The organism is Streptomyces pyxinae (assembly GCF_024756275.1).
Lineage (GTDB): Bacteria > Actinomycetota > Actinomycetes > Streptomycetales > Streptomycetaceae > Streptomyces > Streptomyces pyxinae.
On sequence record NZ_JANUGQ010000001.1, the window covers coordinates 148,904 to 164,522 of the forward strand.

Sequence of the window (15,619 nt, forward strand, 5' to 3'; positions counted from 1 at the left end):
GTCCGCCCCGCCCCTCGGGAACCCTGCCTTCCGCTTGGCGGCTCCGGAGAGAACGGCCGCCCGGGCCCGTCCGCCCGGCCGGCGAGACGCCGTTCAGCCGGCGAGGTGCCGTTCGACCGTCTCGACCTTGGAGGTAAGCCCGTCGGTGACGCCCGGCCGGATGTCGGCCTTCAGCACCAGCGAGACCCGGGGCGCCCGGGCCTCCACGGCGGCGACGGCCCGGCGGACCACGTCCATGACCTCGTCCCACTCGCCCTCGACGGAGGTGAACATGGCGTCGGTGCGGTTCGGCAGCCCGGACTCGCGGACGACCCGGACCGCGTCGGCCACGTACGCGCCGACGTCCTCGCCGACACCGAGCGGGGTGATGGAGAAGGCGACGATCACGCGTTCACCACGCCCTCGCGGCGGGCCCGGGAGGCGATGATCGCGTCCTGGGCGGCGCGCTTGAGCCTGCGCTCGGCGTAGAAGCCGCCGAACGGCAGCACCGAGAGCACGAAGTAGAGGGCGGCGGTCGTGAACTGCCACTTGGCGCGGTTCCAGGCGTCCAGCCAGAAGACCAGGTAGATCAGGAAGAGCACGCCGTGGACCATGCCCATCACCGGCACGGCGTTGAAGTCGGTCGTGCGCTTGAGCACGGAGCAGACGATGAGCACCAGGAAGGAGACGGCCTCCGGGGCGGAGACCAGTCGCAGGCGGTGGAGGGCGGAGGCGGTCTTGATGTCCACGGGCGGCACCTTCGGCGTCGGTCGGATGGCGCGGTCCACCGGACCCGGGGCCCCGGGGCGGATCTTGTGAACGCGCGCACAAGCGTGGGCCCATTGTGACAGGCGGCTTTGCCGACCCGTGACCAGGGGTGCCGGACCTCGCCCACCGGGACCTCCCCTCCTGCCCTCGTACGGCGCCGGGCCCGCCCCTCGTACGGCGCCGGCGCCCGTGTCCGTACGGGTGGCGGGGCCCTGCCCGTACGGCATCGGGGCGCGTGGGCGGCCCGGGGGCGGGCGGGCCGACCGGGAGCGGGGTCCCGTTCCGGCGCGCGGCCGGTTACCTTCGTGCGGTGGCAACCTTCCGGCTCCAGGGGAGCAAAGTGCTCGCCGTCGATCTGACCGGCGACACCGTCAAGGCGAAGAACGGCTCGATGGTCGCGTACGACGGCCAGATGGCCTTCAAGAAGCTGTCCGGCGGAGGTGAGGGCCTGCGCGGGATGGTCACCCGCCGGCTGACCGGCGAGCAGATGACCATGATGGAGGCGAAGGGGCAGGGCACCTGCTTCCTCGCCGACCGGGCCTCCGAGATCAATCTGGTCGCGCTGCACGGCGACACCCTCTATGTCGAGGCCAGCAATCTGCTCTGCGCCGACGGCGGGCTGCGCACCGGCACCAGCTTCACCGGGCTGCGCGGCGGCGCGAGCGGCAACGGCCTGTTCACCACCACCCTGGAGGGCTCCGGCCAGGCGGCGATCATGTCGGACGGTCCGGCCGTGGTGCTCCGGGTCAGCCCGCAGTATCCGCTCTCGGTCGATCCCGGCGCCTACATCGCCCATCAGGGCAGGCTCCAGCAGAGCTTCCAGTCGGGCGTCACCTTCCGCACCTTCCTCGGCGAGGGCGGCGGCGAGGCGTTCCAGATCCGGTTCGAGGGCGACGGACTGGTCTATGTCCAGCCCAGCGAGCGCAACACCGTGGCAGGTGACGTCTGATGCCGTTCCGCGAGGTCAACTCCAAGATGGTCGAGGCGACCCTCACACCCGGGCAGCGGATGTTCAGCCAGCGCGGCGCGATGCTCGCCTACCGGGGCGAGGTCACCTTCACGCCGAACCTCACCGGCGGCCAGGGCGGGGTGATGTCGATGATCGGCCGCCGGGTGGCCAACGAGGCGGCGCCGCTGATGACCGTCGAGGGCAGCGGCACCGTGATGTTCGGCCACGGCGGCCACCACATCCAGGTGATCGAGCTGTCCGGGGACACCCTCTGCGTCGAGGCCGACCGGCTGCTGGCCTTCGACGGCACCCTCACCCAGGGCACCCTGTTCCTGGGTTCCCAGGGCGGGGTGATGGGCATGGTGCGCGGCCAGGTGACCGGCCAGGGCCTCTTCACCACCACCCTCCAGGGCCATGGCGCGGTCGCGGTGATGGCGCACGGCGGGATGATCGAGCTGCCGATCACGCCGGGCCGACCGGTGCACGTGGATCCGCAGGCGTACGTGGCCCACCACGGCGACGTACGGAACAAGCTCTCCACCGCGCTGGGCTGGCGGGACATGGTGGGCCGGGGTTCCGGCGAGGCGTTCCAGCTGGAGCTGAGCGGCAGCGGTGCGGTGTACGTCCAGGCGTCGGAGGAGAAGCTGTGAGCACACCCGTGATCTTCGACCCGATGACGCTGCCGAGCGACGACAACGTCAACGCGTACACCTTCTGCGTGGAGCTCAAGGGCTCCCAGTGGTTCCTCCAGAAGGGGAAGATGATCGCCTACTACGGGCGGATCGACTTCAACGGCATCGGCCACGGGCGGCTCGACCGGCTGGTGCGGACGAGCTTCCACTCCCCGCTGCACGCGAGCGACTGGGTGGTGGCCGAGGGCAGCGGCAAGATGCTGCTGGCGGACCGGGCCTTCGATGTGAACTCGTACGACCTGGACGAGGGCAATCTGACCATCCGGGCCGGCAATCTGCTGGCCTACCAGCCCTCGCTGGCGCTGAAGCAGTCGATCGTGCCGGGCTTCCTCACCCTGATCGGCACCGGCACGTTCGTGGCCGCCTCCAACGGCCCGGTGGTCTTCATGGAGCCGCCGCTCCGGGTGGACCCGCAGGCCCTGGTGGGCTGGGCGGACTGCCCCTCGCCGTGCCACCACTACGACCACGGCTATCTGTCCGGGGTGCTGGGCGGGCTGCGCTCGCTGACCGGGCTGGGCGGAGTCTCCGGCGAGGAGCACCAGTTCGAGTTCGTCGGGGCGGGCACGGTGCTGCTCCAGTCCACCGAGACCCTGATGCCGGAACAGTTCGCCGGGACGGTGCCGAACGAGCCGGGCGTCCCCGGCGCCGGACCGGCGGGTTCCGGCCACGGCGGCCCCGGCGCGGGCCAGGGCGGTATGGGCGGGGTGCCGCGCCTTCCCGGTCAGCTGGGGGACCTCCAGCGCCGCTTCGGGCTGTGAGCGGTAGGCTGCGAAGTGTGACGCCCTCGAACATCTGCGCCGTCCGGGTGGAGTCGGGGGCGGGGAACCGGACCGCTCGACCTCACCTGCCCCATTAATTCACAATTAAACTTCTTAGGATAGAATCCTCATCATGGAGACCGAGAAGGCCACCCGCTGGCTCAGCGACGACGAGCAGTGTGCCTGGCGTACCTATCTGGACGTCAACAGGCTGCTGACCTACCAGATGGAGCGCGACCTCCAGCCCTTCGGCCTGACCAACAACGACTACGAGATCCTGGTGAACCTCTCCGAGGCGCCCGACCAGCGCCTCCGGATGAGCGACCTCGCGGCCGCCACCCTCCAGTCCAAGAGCCGGCTCTCCCACCAGATCACCCGCATGGAGAACGCCGGTCTGGTCCGCCGGGAGAACTGCGAGTCCGACCGGCGCGGGCTCTTCGCGGTCCTCACCGACCATGGCATGGACACCATGCGCCAGGTCGCCCCCCACCATGTGGAGTCGGTGCGCAAGCACTTCATCGACCTGCTGAGTCCCGAGGCGCTGGCCGGTCTCCGCGAGAACCTCGGCCCCATCGCCGAGAAGCTCCGCGAACTGCGCGGCAAGCCGTAGCCCCTGTCGTTCAGCTCTCCTCCGCCACCGGCAGCCGCAGCTCGAAGAGCGCGCCGCCCCCGGGCGACCGCCGTACCGCCAGAGTGCCGCCGTGGCGGGCGGCGACGTCCCGGGCGATGGCGAGCCCCAGTCCGGCCCCGCCCTCGTCGCGCGAGCGGGCGTCGTCCAGCCGGACGAACCGCTCGAAGATCCGCTCCCGCTCCCCCTCCGGGACCCCCGCGCCGTCGTCCGCCACCCCCAGCACCGCCTGCCGCCCGGCCGTCCGCACCGACACGGTGACCGCCGCCTCCGCGTGCCGCTGGGCGTTGTCGAGCAGGTTCCCCAGCAGCCGCCCCAGCTGCCCGCGCGAGCCCGCCACCGGCGCCGGCTCCGCCGCCTCCACGGCCACCGGCACCCGGTCCCCCGCCCGCTGCGCCAGCTCCTCGCGCACCAGGGCGGCCAGCTCCACCCGCGCCTGCCCCGGCCGCTCCCCCGCGTCCAGCCGGGCGAGCAGCAGCAGATCGGCGGCGAGCTGCTGGAGCCGTACGGTGTCGGCCACCGCGCCCGGCACGTCCAGCAGCTCTGGATGGGCCGCGCCGACCTCCAGCTGGGTGCGGAGGCTGGCGATGGGGCTGCGCAGCTCGTGCGAGGCGTCCGCGACGAACCGCCGCTGCCGCTCCACCGACGCCTCCAGGGCGGCCAGCGTCTCATTGGTGGTACGGGCCAGCCGGGCCACCTCGTCATGCGTGCCCGGCTCGGGCACCCGCCGCGCCAGGTCCTCGGAAGCGGTGATGGTCGCCATCCGGCGCCGGATCGCCTCGACCGGCTTCAGCGCCCGGCCGGTGACCAGCCAGGTCACCCCCGCCACCACCACCAGCAGCGCGGGCAGGGCGGCCAGCATCGCGTCCTGGACGTCCGAGACCGTGGCCGCCTCGGCCGCCAGCGGAGCACCCGCCCAGACGGTGGCCTCCGTGCCGTCCGGCGCCTTCGCCTCCACCGCCGCGAACCGGTACGCGGCCCGCTCCCCGGCCACGGTGACCGCGCCCGACGCGTACGTCACGTCGTCCCCGACCTGTCCGCCGCCCTCGGTGTCGGCGTCGGTGTCCGTGTCGTCATCGCCGTCGGGCTCGGCGTTCCCGGCCGTCGGTACCGGGCGGGTCGCCCGCGCGGCGGTTCCCTCGATGGCGTCGATGTGCTTTCCGACGGCCACCACCCGGTCCTTGCCGTCCAGCACCTGGACGGGGTGCTCCTCGGTGTCGTCCGGCAGATCCAGCCGCCCGAACGGCACCCCGCCCGCCACCTGCTCGGCCACCGAACGGGCGGTGACATTGGCCTGGAAACCCGCCTGGTCGACCAGGTTGCCGCGCAGCACGGCCAGCAGGGCGATGCCCGCCGCCGCCAGGGCCAGCGCCACCACGAGCGTCGCGCCCAGGGCCGTACGGGCGCGGACCGAGCCCAGCGGACGCCTCACCGGGACTCCAGCCGGTACCCGGCCCCGCGCACCGTCCGGATGCGCTCCGCGCCGAGCTTCCGGCGGAGGGTGCTGATGTAGACCTCCACGATGTTGGGGTCGCCCTCGTAGGCGAAGTCCCAGACGTGCTCCAGGATCTCCGCCTTGGACACCACCTCCCCGGCCCGGGTGGCGAGTTGCTCCAGCACCGCGAACTCCCGCGCGGTGAGCGTCACCTCGTCGTCCCCGACGCGCACCCGGTGGCTCGCGGTGTCCACGGTGAGCTCCCCGGCCCGCAGCACCGGCGAGGCGCCCGGCCCCCGCCGCCGCAGCAGCGCCCGTACCCGGGCCAGCAGCACCACGTACGAGAACGGCTTGGTGAGGTAGTCGTCGGCGCCCGTGTCGAGCCCCTCGGCCTCGTCGTACTCGCCGTCCTTGGCGGTGAGCATCAGGATCGGCACCTCGTGCCCGGCCGCCCGCAGCGCCGCGCAGACCCGGTAGCCGTTCATGCCCGGCAGCATGATGTCCAGCACCACCAGGTCGTACGTCCCCGTCCCCGCCCGGTGCAGCCCCTCCCGCCCGTCGTGCTCCACGTCCACGGCGAAGCCCTCGGCCCGCAGCCCGGCGGCCAGGGACAGGGCGAGCCGCTTTTCGTCCTCCACGAGCAACAGGCGCATGCGCCCAGGGTCGCAGACGGACCTGAAGACGCCTTCAGCTCGCTTCAGCTCCCGTTCAGGCGGCCACCCGCACGGTGGTTGTCGTACGGAACGCACCACACCCGGAGGTACTCATGAAGCGCAAGCTGATCGTCGCGACCGTGGCCACGGCGGCCCTGCTCACCGGTGGCACGGCGGCCGCCTTCGCCGCCGGCTCGGACGACGGCGGCGCCACCACCGTCAAGCCGCCGAAGGTGACCGCCGAGCAGGCCCTCAAGGCCGCGTCCGCCAAGGGCACGGTGATCGGCCTCGACCTGGAGGACAACCGCTCCTGGGACGTCGACGTCCTGAAGAACGGCAAGGTCCAGGAGTGGCAGGTCGACGGCACCACCGCGAAGGTCACCCCGGACCACGACGACGAGGACTGACCCGTACGGGTCCTCCCGCCGCCCCGCCCCCCGCGGGGCGGCCCCCCACCGGAGCCCGGTGCCGCTCCCCTCGCGGCACCGGGCTCCGGTGTCGTCGGCCGGCGGTGGGGTGGGGCCACTGCCGCGTGGGCGGGTGCGGGTGGTCCGCTGCCGGTGGGACCTGCCGCCGCGTGGGCGGGTGCGCGATCGGGGGCTGTGGCGCCTGCGCGGTGCCTCGACGCACGGTGGGCCGATGGGCCGGTGTCGTTTCCCGTGCCTGCGGCGCTGGACGGTGCCTCGACGCACGGTGGACCCGTGCCGCTTCCGGCGCCTGCGGCGCGGACGATGCCTCGACCGCACGGTGGACCCGTGCGCCGCCGTCGCTTGCGGTGCCTGCGGCGCTGGACGGTGCCCCGACCGCACGGTGGACCGGTGCGCCGCCGTCGCTTGCGGTGCCTGCGGCGCTGGACGGTGCTCCGACCGCACGGTGGACCGGTGCGCCGCCGTCGCTTGCGGTGCCTGCGGCGCTGGACGGTGCCTCGACGCACGGTGGACCGGTGCCGCTTCCGGCGCCTGCGGCGCGGACGATGCCTCGACCGCACGGTGGACCCGTGCGCCGCCGTCGCTTGCGGTGCCTGCGGCGCTTTCGGTGGGTGGGTGGGGGCGTGGCCCCTCCGGGCTCGCCTCCTCGGAGCCGGCGGAACAACCGTACGGAAGGTTGGTGACCGGGTATGACCGCCGACTCCTGCGGGGGCGACCCTGCACGGCCCCACCCGGCCGCCGTGTGTCCGCGGACCGCGGCACCCGGGGCTACTGCCCCGTCAGCCCCGCCACCAGTTCGTCGGCCGCCGCGTACGGGTCGAGGGTGCCCGCCGTGATGCGCTCGGCCAGCGCGTCCAGGCGCTGGTCGCCCCGGAGGTCCCCGATCCGCTCGCGCAGGGCGGTGACCGCGATGGTCTCGACCTCCCGGGCCGCGCGGGCCCGGCGGCGCGCGGCCAGCACCCCGCGCTCCTCCATCCAGGCGCGGTGCTTCTCCAGCGCGGCCACCACCTCGTCGGTGCCCTCGCCGCGCGCCGCCACCGTCTTGACGATCGGCGCCCGCCAGTCGCCCGGCTTCCGGGCCTCGCCCAGGCCCAGCATGTGGTTGAGCTCCCGGGCGGTGGCGTCGGCGCCGTCCCGGTCGGCCTTGTTGACGACGTACACGTCACCGATCTCCAGGATCCCGGCCTTCGCCGCCTGGATGCCGTCGCCCATGCCCGGGGCGAGCAGCACCACCGAGGTGTCGGCCTGGGAGGCGATCTCCACCTCGGACTGCCCGACGCCCACCGTCTCCACCAGGACCACGTCGCACCCGGCCGCGTCCAGCACCCGGATGGCCTGGGGGGCGGCCCAGGCGAGGCCGCCGAGGTGGCCCCGGGTGGCCATGGAGCGGATGTAGACGCCGGGGTCGGAGGCGTGCTCCGACATCCGCACCCGGTCACCGAGGAGCGCGCCGCCGCTGAACGGCGAGGAGGGGTCCACGGCGAGCACCCCGACCCGTTTGCCGGCCCGGCGATACGCCGAGACCAGCGCCGAGGTCGAGGTGGACTTGCCGACACCGGGCGAGCCGGTCAGCCCGACCACGTACGCGTTCCCGGCGAGCGGGGCCAGCGCCGCCATCACCTCGCGCAGCTGCGGGGACGCCCCCTCCACCAGTGAGATCAGCCGGGCCACCGCCCGGGGCCTGCCCTCCCGTGCCTGGGCGACCAGTGCGGGGACGTCCACCTTCACGCGCTCTGCTCCTCGGATGACAGTGACGGCCGGGTCCTGACCGGTCAGGCCGACGGGGCGGGAACGCGGAGGATCAGCGCGTCGCCCTGACCGCCGCCGCCGCAGAGCGCCGCCGCTCCGGTGCCGCCGCCGCGCCGCCCGAGCTCCAGGGCGAGATGGAGCACCACCCGGGCGCCGGACATGCCGATGGGGTGACCCAGCGCGATGGCGCCGCCGTTCACGTTCACCTTTTCGGGGGTGACCCCGAGGTCCTTCATGGACTGGACGGCGACCGCGGCGAACGCCTCGTTGATCTCGATCAGGTCCAGGTCGGCGACGTCCAGGCCCTCCTTGGCGAGGGCGTGCCGGATGGCGTTGGACGGCTGGGACTGGAGGGAGTTGTCCGGGCCCGCGACATTGCCGTGGGCGCCGATCTCCGCGATCCACTCCAGCCCCAGCTCCTCGGCCTTCGCCTTGCTCATCACGACCACCGCGGCGGCGCCGTCGGAGATCTGCGAGGAGGTGCCGGCGGTGATGGTGCCGTCCTTGGTGAAGGCGGGGCGGAGCCGGCCGAGCGTCTCGACGGTGGTCTCGCCGCGAATGCCCTCGTCGGTGCCGAAGACCACCGGGTCGCCCTTGCGCTGCGGGATCTCCACCGGGGCGATCTCCGCGTCGAAGATCCCGTTCTTCTGGGCGGCGGCGGCGCGCTGGTGGGAGAGGGCGGCGATCTCGTCCTGCTCGGCGCGGCCGATGCCCAGCCGGGTGTTGTGGGTCTCGGTGGACTCGCCCATCGCGATGTGCTCGAACGGGTCGGTGAGCCCGTCGTACGCCATGGCGTCGAGCATCTCGACGGCGCCGTACTTGTAGCCCTCGCGGGACTTGGGCAGCAGATGCGGGGCGTTGGTCATGGACTCCTGGCCGCCGGCCACGATCACCTCGAACTCGCCGGCCCGGATGAGCTGGTCGGCCAGGGCGATGGCGTCCAGGCCGGAGAGGCAGACCTTGTTGACGGTGAGGGCGGGGACGTTCATCGGGATGCCGGCCTTGACGGCGGCCTGGCGGGCGGGGATCTGGCCGGCCCCGGCCTGGAGCACCTGGCCCATGATCACGTACTGCACCTGCTCGCCGGTGATCCCGGCCCGCTCCAGGGCGGCCTTGATGGCGAACCCGCCGAGGTCGGCGCCGGAGAAGGACTTCAGCGAGCCGAGGAGCCGGCCCATGGGCGTGCGCGCGCCCGCGACGATGACGGAGGTGGTACCGGTCGTTCCGGACATGAGGCGGATCCCCTTTCAGCCCGGGAGGGCTGCGGAGTGAACGAGGGTTTACCGACAATGTACTGAGCGGTACGGCGCCGGGTCACCGGGCGGACGGTGTGACGGCCCGCACGTTGCGTAACCACCCCCCGGGCGCTGCACTGGTGCCATGCTGACGAGAATCGACCACATCGGGATCGCCTGCTTCGATCTGGACAGGACCGTCGAGTTCTACCGTGCCACCTACGGTTTCGAGGTCTTCCACACCGAGGTCAACGAGGAGCAGGGGGTCCGCGAGGCCATGCTCCGGATCAACGGCACGTCGGACGGCGGGGCCTCCTACCTCCAGCTGCTCGAACCCACCAGGGAGGACTCCGGGGTGGGCAAGTGGCTCGCCAAGAACGGCGAGGGCGTCCACCACGTCGCGTTCGGCACCGCGGACGTGGACGGGGACGCGGCGGCGATCCGGGAGAAGGGCGTACGGGTGCTCTACGACGAGCCCCGGACCGGGTCGATGGGGTCGCGGATCACCTTCCTCCACCCGAAGGACTGCCACGGGGTGCTGACCGAGCTGGTCACGGCGGCCGGCCGGGGACAAGGGGACGCCGGGACCGACGGGACCGACGGGCCGCACGGCGGCTGACCGGGCGGGCGGCCGACCGGCGGGACGGCTCCGCCGCCGGGAGCACCCGGTGCGCCGGCCGGGACGGCGACCACGCCGGCCGGTGCGCCGACCCGGAGCACCGGGTGCGCTGACCGGGAGTCAGGGAGCCGCCGCACCGGGTGGTGAACCGCGCGCGAAAGCCCCCGTGACCACTGACCTCCTCTTTCCCGGCCCGGTAGAGTGGGCGGTTCCGGGCCGGGGACGACATTCGAGGCCGTGGCGTCGTCGCCGGGGTCCCTCATCTGACACCATTCCCCGGGGGTCCCGTTCGCCGCCGAACGGTGCCCGTGTCAGGAGAATTGCGACCAGGGGACGGATGGACCGCGCAGTGCGGGGCTACGAACGCCAGGAGAGCCACCGGGCTGACGACCACCTTTCGCGGTTCGAGGCCGAGATGGACCGGCTGAAGACCGAGCGGGAGAAGGCCGTCCAGCACGCCGAGGACCTCGGTTACCAGGTCGAGGTGTTGCGCGCCAAGCTCCACGAGGCGCGCCGGACCATCGCGTCCCGGCCCGCGTACGACAGCGCCGACATGGGCTACCAGGCCGAGCAGTTGCTGCGGAACGCCCAGGCGCAGGCCGAGCAGCTGCGGGTGGACGCCGAGCGTGAGCTCCGCGAGGCCCGGGCGCAGACCCAGCGCATCCTCCAGGAGCACGCCGAGCACCAGGCCCGTCTCCAGGCCGAGTTGCACACCGAGGCGGTGCAGCGCCGGCAGCAGCTGGACCAGGAGCTGGCCGAGCGGCGCCAGACGGTCGAGGCGCATGTCAACGAGAACGTGGCCTGGGCGGAGCAGCTGCGGGCCAGGACCGAGTCGCAGGCCCGGCGGCTGATGGAGGAGTCCCGCGCGGAGGCCGAGCAGTCGCTCGCCACCGCCCGCGCGGAGGCGGCCCGGCTCGCCGAGGAGGCCCGGCAGCGGCTGACCGCCGACGCCGAGACGGCCCGGGCGGACGCCGAGGCGATCCTGCTGCGGGCCCGGCGGGACGCCGAGCGGCTGCTGAACGCCGCGTCCGCGCAGGCCCAGGAGGCCACCGACCACGCCGAGCAGCTGCGCACCGCGACCTCGGCCGAGTCGGAGCAGGCCCGGCAGCAGGCGGCGGAGCTGAGCCGGTCGGCCGGACAGCGGCTGTCGGAGGCCGAGGAGAAGCTCCGCGAGGCGCGCGCCGAGGCGGAGAAGCTGGTCACGGAGGCCCGGGACGCGGCGGCCAAGCGGCTGGCGAGCGCCGAATCGGAGAACGAGCAGCGCAGCCGGACCGCCAAGTCGGAGATCGCCCGGCTGGTGGCGGAGGCCACCGAGGAGTCGGAGAGCCTCAAGGCGGAGGCCGGGCGGGCGCTCGCGGACGCCCGGGCGGAGGCCGAGAAGGTCGTCGCGCAGGCGGCCGAGAAGGCCCGTACGGCGGCGGCCGAGGACTCGGCGGCACAGCTGGCGGCGGCGGCCAGGACCGCCGAGGAGGTGCTGTCCAAGGCGTCCGAGGACGCCCGGGAGACCACCCGCAAGGCGGCCGAGGAGGCGGAGCGGGTCCGCCGCGAGGCCGAGGCCGAGGCGGACCGGCTGCGGGACGAGGCGGCCGACACCGCCGAGCAGCTGAAGGGCGCGGCCAAGGACGACACCAAGGAGTACCGCGCCAAGACCGTCGAGCTCCAGGAGGAGGCGCGGCGGCTGCGCGGCGAGGCCGAGCAGCTGCGCGCCGAGGCGATCGACGAGGGCGAGCGCATCCGGGGCGAGGCCCGGCGCGAGGCCGTGCAGCGGGTCGAGGAGGCGGCGAAGACCGCCGAGCAGCTGCTGACCAAGGCGAAGGCCGACGCCGACGAGCTGCGGAGCGCGGCCGACGGCGAGAGCGAGCGGCTGCGCGCCGAGGCGGCGGAGCGGGCGGCGGCGCTGCGCAAGCAGGCCGAGGAGACGCTGGAGCGCACCCGCGAGGAGGCCGGCCGGCTGAGCGCCGAGGCCGAGGAGCAGGCCGCGTCGGTGCGGGAGGCGGCCGAGCAGGCGGCGGCCGCGCTGCGCGGGGAGACCGAGCGCGCGGTGGCCGCCCGGCAGGCGGAGGCGGCCGAGGAGCTGGCCCGGCTGCACGCGGAGGCGGAGGCCCGGCTGGGCGCCGCCGAGACCACGCTGAGCGACGCCCGCGCGGAGAGCGAGCGGCTGCGCCGGGAGACCGCCGAGGAGACCGAGCGGCTGCGCACCGAGGCGGCGGAGCGCGTCCGGACCCTCCAGGACCAGGCGGACCAGGAGGCGGAGCGGCTGCGCACCGAGGCGGCGGCCGACGCGGCGGCCGCCCGCGCCGAGGCGGAGAACGCGGCGGTACGGCTCCGCTCGGAGGCGGCCGCCGAGGCGGAGCGGCTGAAGACCGAGGCGCAGGAGACCGCCGACCGGGTACGGGCCGAGGCGGCCGCGGCGGCCGAGCGGGTCACGGCGGAGGCGGCCGAGGAACTGGCCGCCGCGCAGGAGGAGGCCAACCGGCGGCGCCGGGAGGCCGAGGAGACCCTGGGCGCGGCCAGGTCCGAGGCGGACCAGGAGCGCGAGCGGGCCCGGGAGCGGAGTGAGGAGCTGCTCGCCTCCGCGCGCAAGCGGGTGGAGGAGGCGCAGACCGAGGCGCTGCGGCTGGTCGAGGAGGCGGAGCAGCGGGCCGGCGAGCTGGTCACCACCGCCGAGGCGACCGCCCAGCAGGTGCGGGAGTCGGTGGCCGGGCTGCACGAGCAGGCCGAGGAGGAGATCACCGGGCTGCGGTCGGCCGCCGAGCACGCGGCGGAGCGCACCCGGACCGAGGCGCAGGAGGAGGCCGACCGGGTCAGGTCGGACGCGTACGCGGAGCGGGAGCGGGCCGCCGAGGACTCGGCGCGGGTCCGTTCGCGCGCCCAGGAGGAGGCGGACGCGGCCAGGGAGCTGGCCGAGCGCACGGTGACGGAGGCCACCGCGGAGGCGGACCGGCTCCGGACGGACGCCGTCACGGAGGCCGACCGGCTGAAGGCGGACACCGCCGAATACGCCCAGCGGGTGCGGACCGAGGCGTCCGACTCGCTGGCCTCCGCCGAGCAGGACGCCTCGCGCACCCGGGCGGACGCCCGGGAGGACGCCAACCGGATCCGTTCCGAGGCGGCGGCCAAGGCCGAGCGGCTGGTGGGCGAGGCCGGTGCCGAGGCAGAGCGGCTCACGGCCGCGGCGGCCGAGACGCTCTCCGGCGCCGAGCAGGAGGCGGCCCGGCTGCGCGCCGAGGCGGAGACGGTGCTCGCGGACGGCGAGGCGCAGGCCGAGGAGCTGCGCGCGGCGGCCCGCGCCGAGGGCGACCGGGTGCTGGACGAGGCCCGCGAGGCGGCCGGCAAGCGCCGGGCCGACGCGGCCGAGCAGGCCGACCAGCTGATCGCGGAGGCGACCGGCGAGGCCGAGCGGATCGGCACCGAGACCGCCGAGCGCGCCGAGCGGCTGACCACCGAGGCGACCGCCGAGGCGGAGCGCCTGGTGGCGGAGGCCACGGCCGAGGCCGAGCGGCGGGTCGGCGAGGCCGCGAGCGAGGCCGACCGGCTGACCGGCGAGGCCGTCGCCGAGGCCGACCGGCTGGTGACGGAGGCGAACGCCACGGCCGAGCGGCTGGTCGCGGAGGCCACCGGGGAGGCCGAGCGGCTGCGCGCCGAGGCGGCCGAGACGGTCGGCTCCGCCCAGCAGGCGGCCGAGCGCATCCGGACCGAGGCCGAGCGGCACCGCGCCGAGACCGAGGAGGCGGCCGAGCGGCTGCGCGCCGAGGCCCGGGAGGAGGCCGACCGGACGCTGGACGAGGCCCGGGAGGCGGCGGCCAAGCGCCGGGCGGACGCGGCCGAGCAGGCCGACGAGCTGGTGGCGAAGGCCCAGGAGGAGGCGCTGCGGGCGACCGCCGACGCCGAGTCGCAGGCCGACACCATGGTGGGCGCGGCCCGCCAGGAGGCCGAGCGGATCGTCGCGGAGGCGACCGTGCGCGGCAACTCCCTGGTGGAGAAGGCCCGTACCGACGCGGACGAGCTGCTGGTCGGCGCGCGCGGCGACGCCACCGCCATAAGGGAGCGGACCGAGGAGCTGCGCCGCCGTACCGAGTCGGAGATCGAGGAGCTGCACGAGCGCGCCCGCCGGGAGAGCGCCGAGCAGGTGCGGACGGCCGGCGAGCGGGCCGACAAGCTGGTGGCGGCCGCCACCGAGCAGCGCGCCGAGGCCGAGGCGAAGGCCAAGGAGCTGGTGTCGGAGGCGGGTTCGGAGGCCGGCCGGGTCCGGATCGCCGCCGTGAAGAAGGCGGAGGGGCTGCTCAAGGAGGCGGAGCAGAAGAAGGCGGCGCTCGGCCGCGAGGCCGAGCAGATCAAGGCCGACGCGGAGGCGGAGGCGGAGCGGATGGTGGCCGAGGGCAAGCAGGAGCTGGAGCTGCTGGTCCGCCGCCGGGAGGACATCCAGACCGAGATCTCCCGGGTCCAGGACGTGCTGGAGGCGCTGGAGTCGTTCGAGGCCCCGGGTTCCGCCGGGAGTTCGGGCGCTGCGGGAGCCACCGGATCGCCGGACTCCGGCGGCCGGGAGAACGGCTCCGGGGGCGGCGGGGTCAAGGCCGGCGCGGGCGCGGGGGTTACCCGTTCCGGCGGCAAGTCAACCAACCGATAAGCCACTCAAAAGGCTGGACATTCTCCAGATTGACCGCGCATCCGCTCGATGACACGCCGTATGGGAGCCTAGGATTCCCCCTAACACCTCAGCCGGTCTCATCGAACGGAACCCCATGAGCGACACATCCTCCCCCTTCGGCTTCGAGCTCGTGCGGCGTGGGTACGACCGCGGTCAGGTGGACGACCGCATTACCAAGCTCGTCGCCGACCGTGACAGTGCGCTGGGCCGCATCACCTCGCTGGAAAAGCGGATCGAGGAGCTGCACCTCGAAACGCAGAATGCCCAGGCGCAGGTCAGCGACGCCGAACCGTCGTACGCCGGTCTCGGTGCCCGGGTCGAGAAGATCCTCCGGCTGGCCGAGGAAGAGGCGAAGGATCTGCGCGAGGAGGCCCGGCGCGCCGCCGAACAGCACCGCGAGCTGGCCGAGTCGGCGGCCCAGCAGGTGCGCAACGACGCCGAGCAGTTCGCGGCCGACCGCAAGGCGAAGGCCGAGGACGAGGGCGTCCGGATCGTCGAGAAGGCCCAGGGCGAGGCGAACACCCTGCGCGCCGACGCGCAGAAGGACGCCCAGTCCAAGCTGGACGAGGCGGACGCGGTCTTCGAGGAGACCCGCGCCAAGGCCGCCCAGGCCGCCGCCGACTTCGAGACCAACCTCGCCAAGCGCCGCGAGCAGTCCGAGCGCGACCTGGCCTCCCGTCAGGCCAAGGCGGAGAAGCGGCTCGCGGAGATCGAGCACCGCGCCGAGCAGCTGCGCCTGGAGGCCGAGAAGCTGCGCACCGACGCCGAGCGCCGGGCCCGCCAGACGGTGGAGACCGCCCAGCGCCAGGCCGAGGACATCGTGGCGGACGCCAACGCCAAGGCGGACCGGATCCGCAGCGAGTCCGAGCGCGAGCTCGCCGCGCTGACCAACCGCCGCGACTCGATCAACGCCCAGCTGACCAATGTCCGCGAGATGCTGGCCACGCTGACCGGCGCGGCGGTGGCCGCGGCGGGCTCCCCGGCCGACGACGAGCCGACCTCCCGGGGCGTCCCGGCCCAGCAGACCCGCTGACCCGCCGCCCCACCGACCCGCAGATCCGCAGATCCGCAGTGCTAT

Annotated in this window: 14 protein-coding genes; 8 read left to right on the top strand and 6 right to left on the bottom strand. The window is 74.3% G+C overall.

Going from position 1 to position 15,619, the window contains the following annotated elements:
• Positions 1-93: 93 nt before the first annotated feature.
• Together NX801_RS00610 and NX801_RS00615 are read right to left on the bottom strand one after the other, a co-directional pair.
• The gene (locus tag NX801_RS00610; protein WP_258784722.1) at positions 94-387 is read right to left on the bottom strand and encodes an MTH1187 family thiamine-binding protein; all 294 of its coding nucleotides are present in this window, start codon (positions 385-387) and stop codon (positions 94-96) included.
• Positions 384-728, bottom strand: a complete 345-nt coding sequence (locus NX801_RS00615; RefSeq protein ID WP_258784723.1) for a DUF3817 domain-containing protein — start codon at positions 726-728, stop codon at positions 384-386. The genes NX801_RS00610 and NX801_RS00615 overlap by 4 nt, the downstream gene beginning before the upstream one ends.
• 329 nt (positions 729-1,057) lie before the next feature.
• On the opposite strand from NX801_RS00615, the gene NX801_RS00620 reads away from it, so the two are divergent.
• The 4 genes from NX801_RS00620 (at position 1,058) to NX801_RS00635 (ending at position 3,756) form a co-directional block, all read left to right on the top strand.
• Complete coding sequence (locus NX801_RS00620) at positions 1,058-1,696, top strand: AIM24 family protein (protein ID WP_258784724.1); 639 nt, start codon at positions 1,058-1,060, stop codon at positions 1,694-1,696.
• Entirely contained in the window at positions 1,696-2,346 is a 651-nt protein-coding gene (locus tag NX801_RS00625; RefSeq protein WP_258784725.1) for an AIM24 family protein, read from the top strand. Before NX801_RS00620 ends, NX801_RS00625 begins: the two co-directional genes overlap by 1 nt.
• Complete coding sequence (locus NX801_RS00630) at positions 2,343-3,146, top strand: AIM24 family protein (protein WP_258784726.1); 804 nt, start codon at positions 2,343-2,345, stop codon at positions 3,144-3,146. The genes NX801_RS00625 and NX801_RS00630 overlap by 4 nt, the downstream gene beginning before the upstream one ends.
• Before the next feature lie 133 nt (positions 3,147-3,279).
• The gene (locus tag NX801_RS00635; RefSeq protein ID WP_258784727.1) at positions 3,280-3,756 is read left to right on the top strand and encodes a MarR family winged helix-turn-helix transcriptional regulator; all 477 of its coding nucleotides are present in this window, start codon (positions 3,280-3,282) and stop codon (positions 3,754-3,756) included.
• Positions 3,757-3,766: 10 nt separating this feature from the next.
• Here the strand turns inward: NX801_RS00635 and NX801_RS00640 are convergent, their stop codons facing one another.
• Both NX801_RS00640 and NX801_RS00645 read right to left on the bottom strand, forming a co-directional pair.
• On the bottom strand, positions 3,767-5,206 hold the full coding sequence (locus NX801_RS00640) for a sensor histidine kinase (protein ID WP_258784728.1): 1,440 nt from the start codon (positions 5,204-5,206) through the stop codon (positions 3,767-3,769).
• A complete protein-coding gene (locus tag NX801_RS00645) occupies positions 5,203-5,862 on the bottom strand; it encodes a response regulator transcription factor (RefSeq protein WP_258784729.1) in 660 nt (219 codons plus the stop codon). The genes NX801_RS00640 and NX801_RS00645 overlap by 4 nt, the downstream gene beginning before the upstream one ends.
• Before the next feature lie 113 nt (positions 5,863-5,975).
• On the opposite strand from NX801_RS00645, the gene NX801_RS00650 reads away from it, so the two are divergent.
• Positions 5,976-6,269 (top strand): PepSY domain-containing protein, encoded by a 294-nt coding sequence (locus NX801_RS00650; RefSeq protein WP_258784730.1) that lies wholly within the window; start codon positions 5,976-5,978, stop codon positions 6,267-6,269.
• 789 nt (positions 6,270-7,058) lie between these two features.
• Here the strand turns inward: NX801_RS00650 and meaB are convergent.
• Positions 7,059-8,018: a methylmalonyl Co-A mutase-associated GTPase MeaB gene (gene meaB / locus NX801_RS00655; RefSeq protein WP_258784731.1), complete on the bottom strand. Its 960-nt coding sequence runs from the start codon at positions 8,016-8,018 to the stop codon at positions 7,059-7,061.
• Positions 8,019-8,062: 44 nt separating this feature from the next.
• Entirely contained in the window at positions 8,063-9,271 is a 1,209-nt protein-coding gene (locus tag NX801_RS00660; RefSeq protein ID WP_258784732.1) for an acetyl-CoA C-acetyltransferase, read from the bottom strand.
• Between the two features lie 148 nt (positions 9,272-9,419).
• Here NX801_RS00660 and mce point away from each other — a divergent pair, with 148 nt between their 5' ends.
• The 3 genes from mce to NX801_RS00675 all read left to right on the top strand — a co-directional run bounded on the left by mce (position 9,420) and on the right by NX801_RS00675 (position 15,574).
• On the top strand, positions 9,420-9,893 hold the full coding sequence (mce, locus tag NX801_RS00665) for a methylmalonyl-CoA epimerase (protein ID WP_258784733.1): 474 nt from the start codon (positions 9,420-9,422) through the stop codon (positions 9,891-9,893).
• Between the two features lie 349 nt (positions 9,894-10,242).
• Entirely contained in the window at positions 10,243-14,520 is a 4,278-nt protein-coding gene (gene scy / locus NX801_RS00670; RefSeq protein WP_258785192.1) for a polarized growth protein Scy, read from the top strand.
• Between the two features lie 115 nt (positions 14,521-14,635).
• Positions 14,636-15,574, top strand: coding sequence for a coiled-coil domain-containing protein (locus NX801_RS00675; RefSeq protein ID WP_258784734.1), 939 nt, complete (start codon positions 14,636-14,638; stop codon positions 15,572-15,574).
• Positions 15,575-15,619 lie beyond the last annotated feature (45 nt).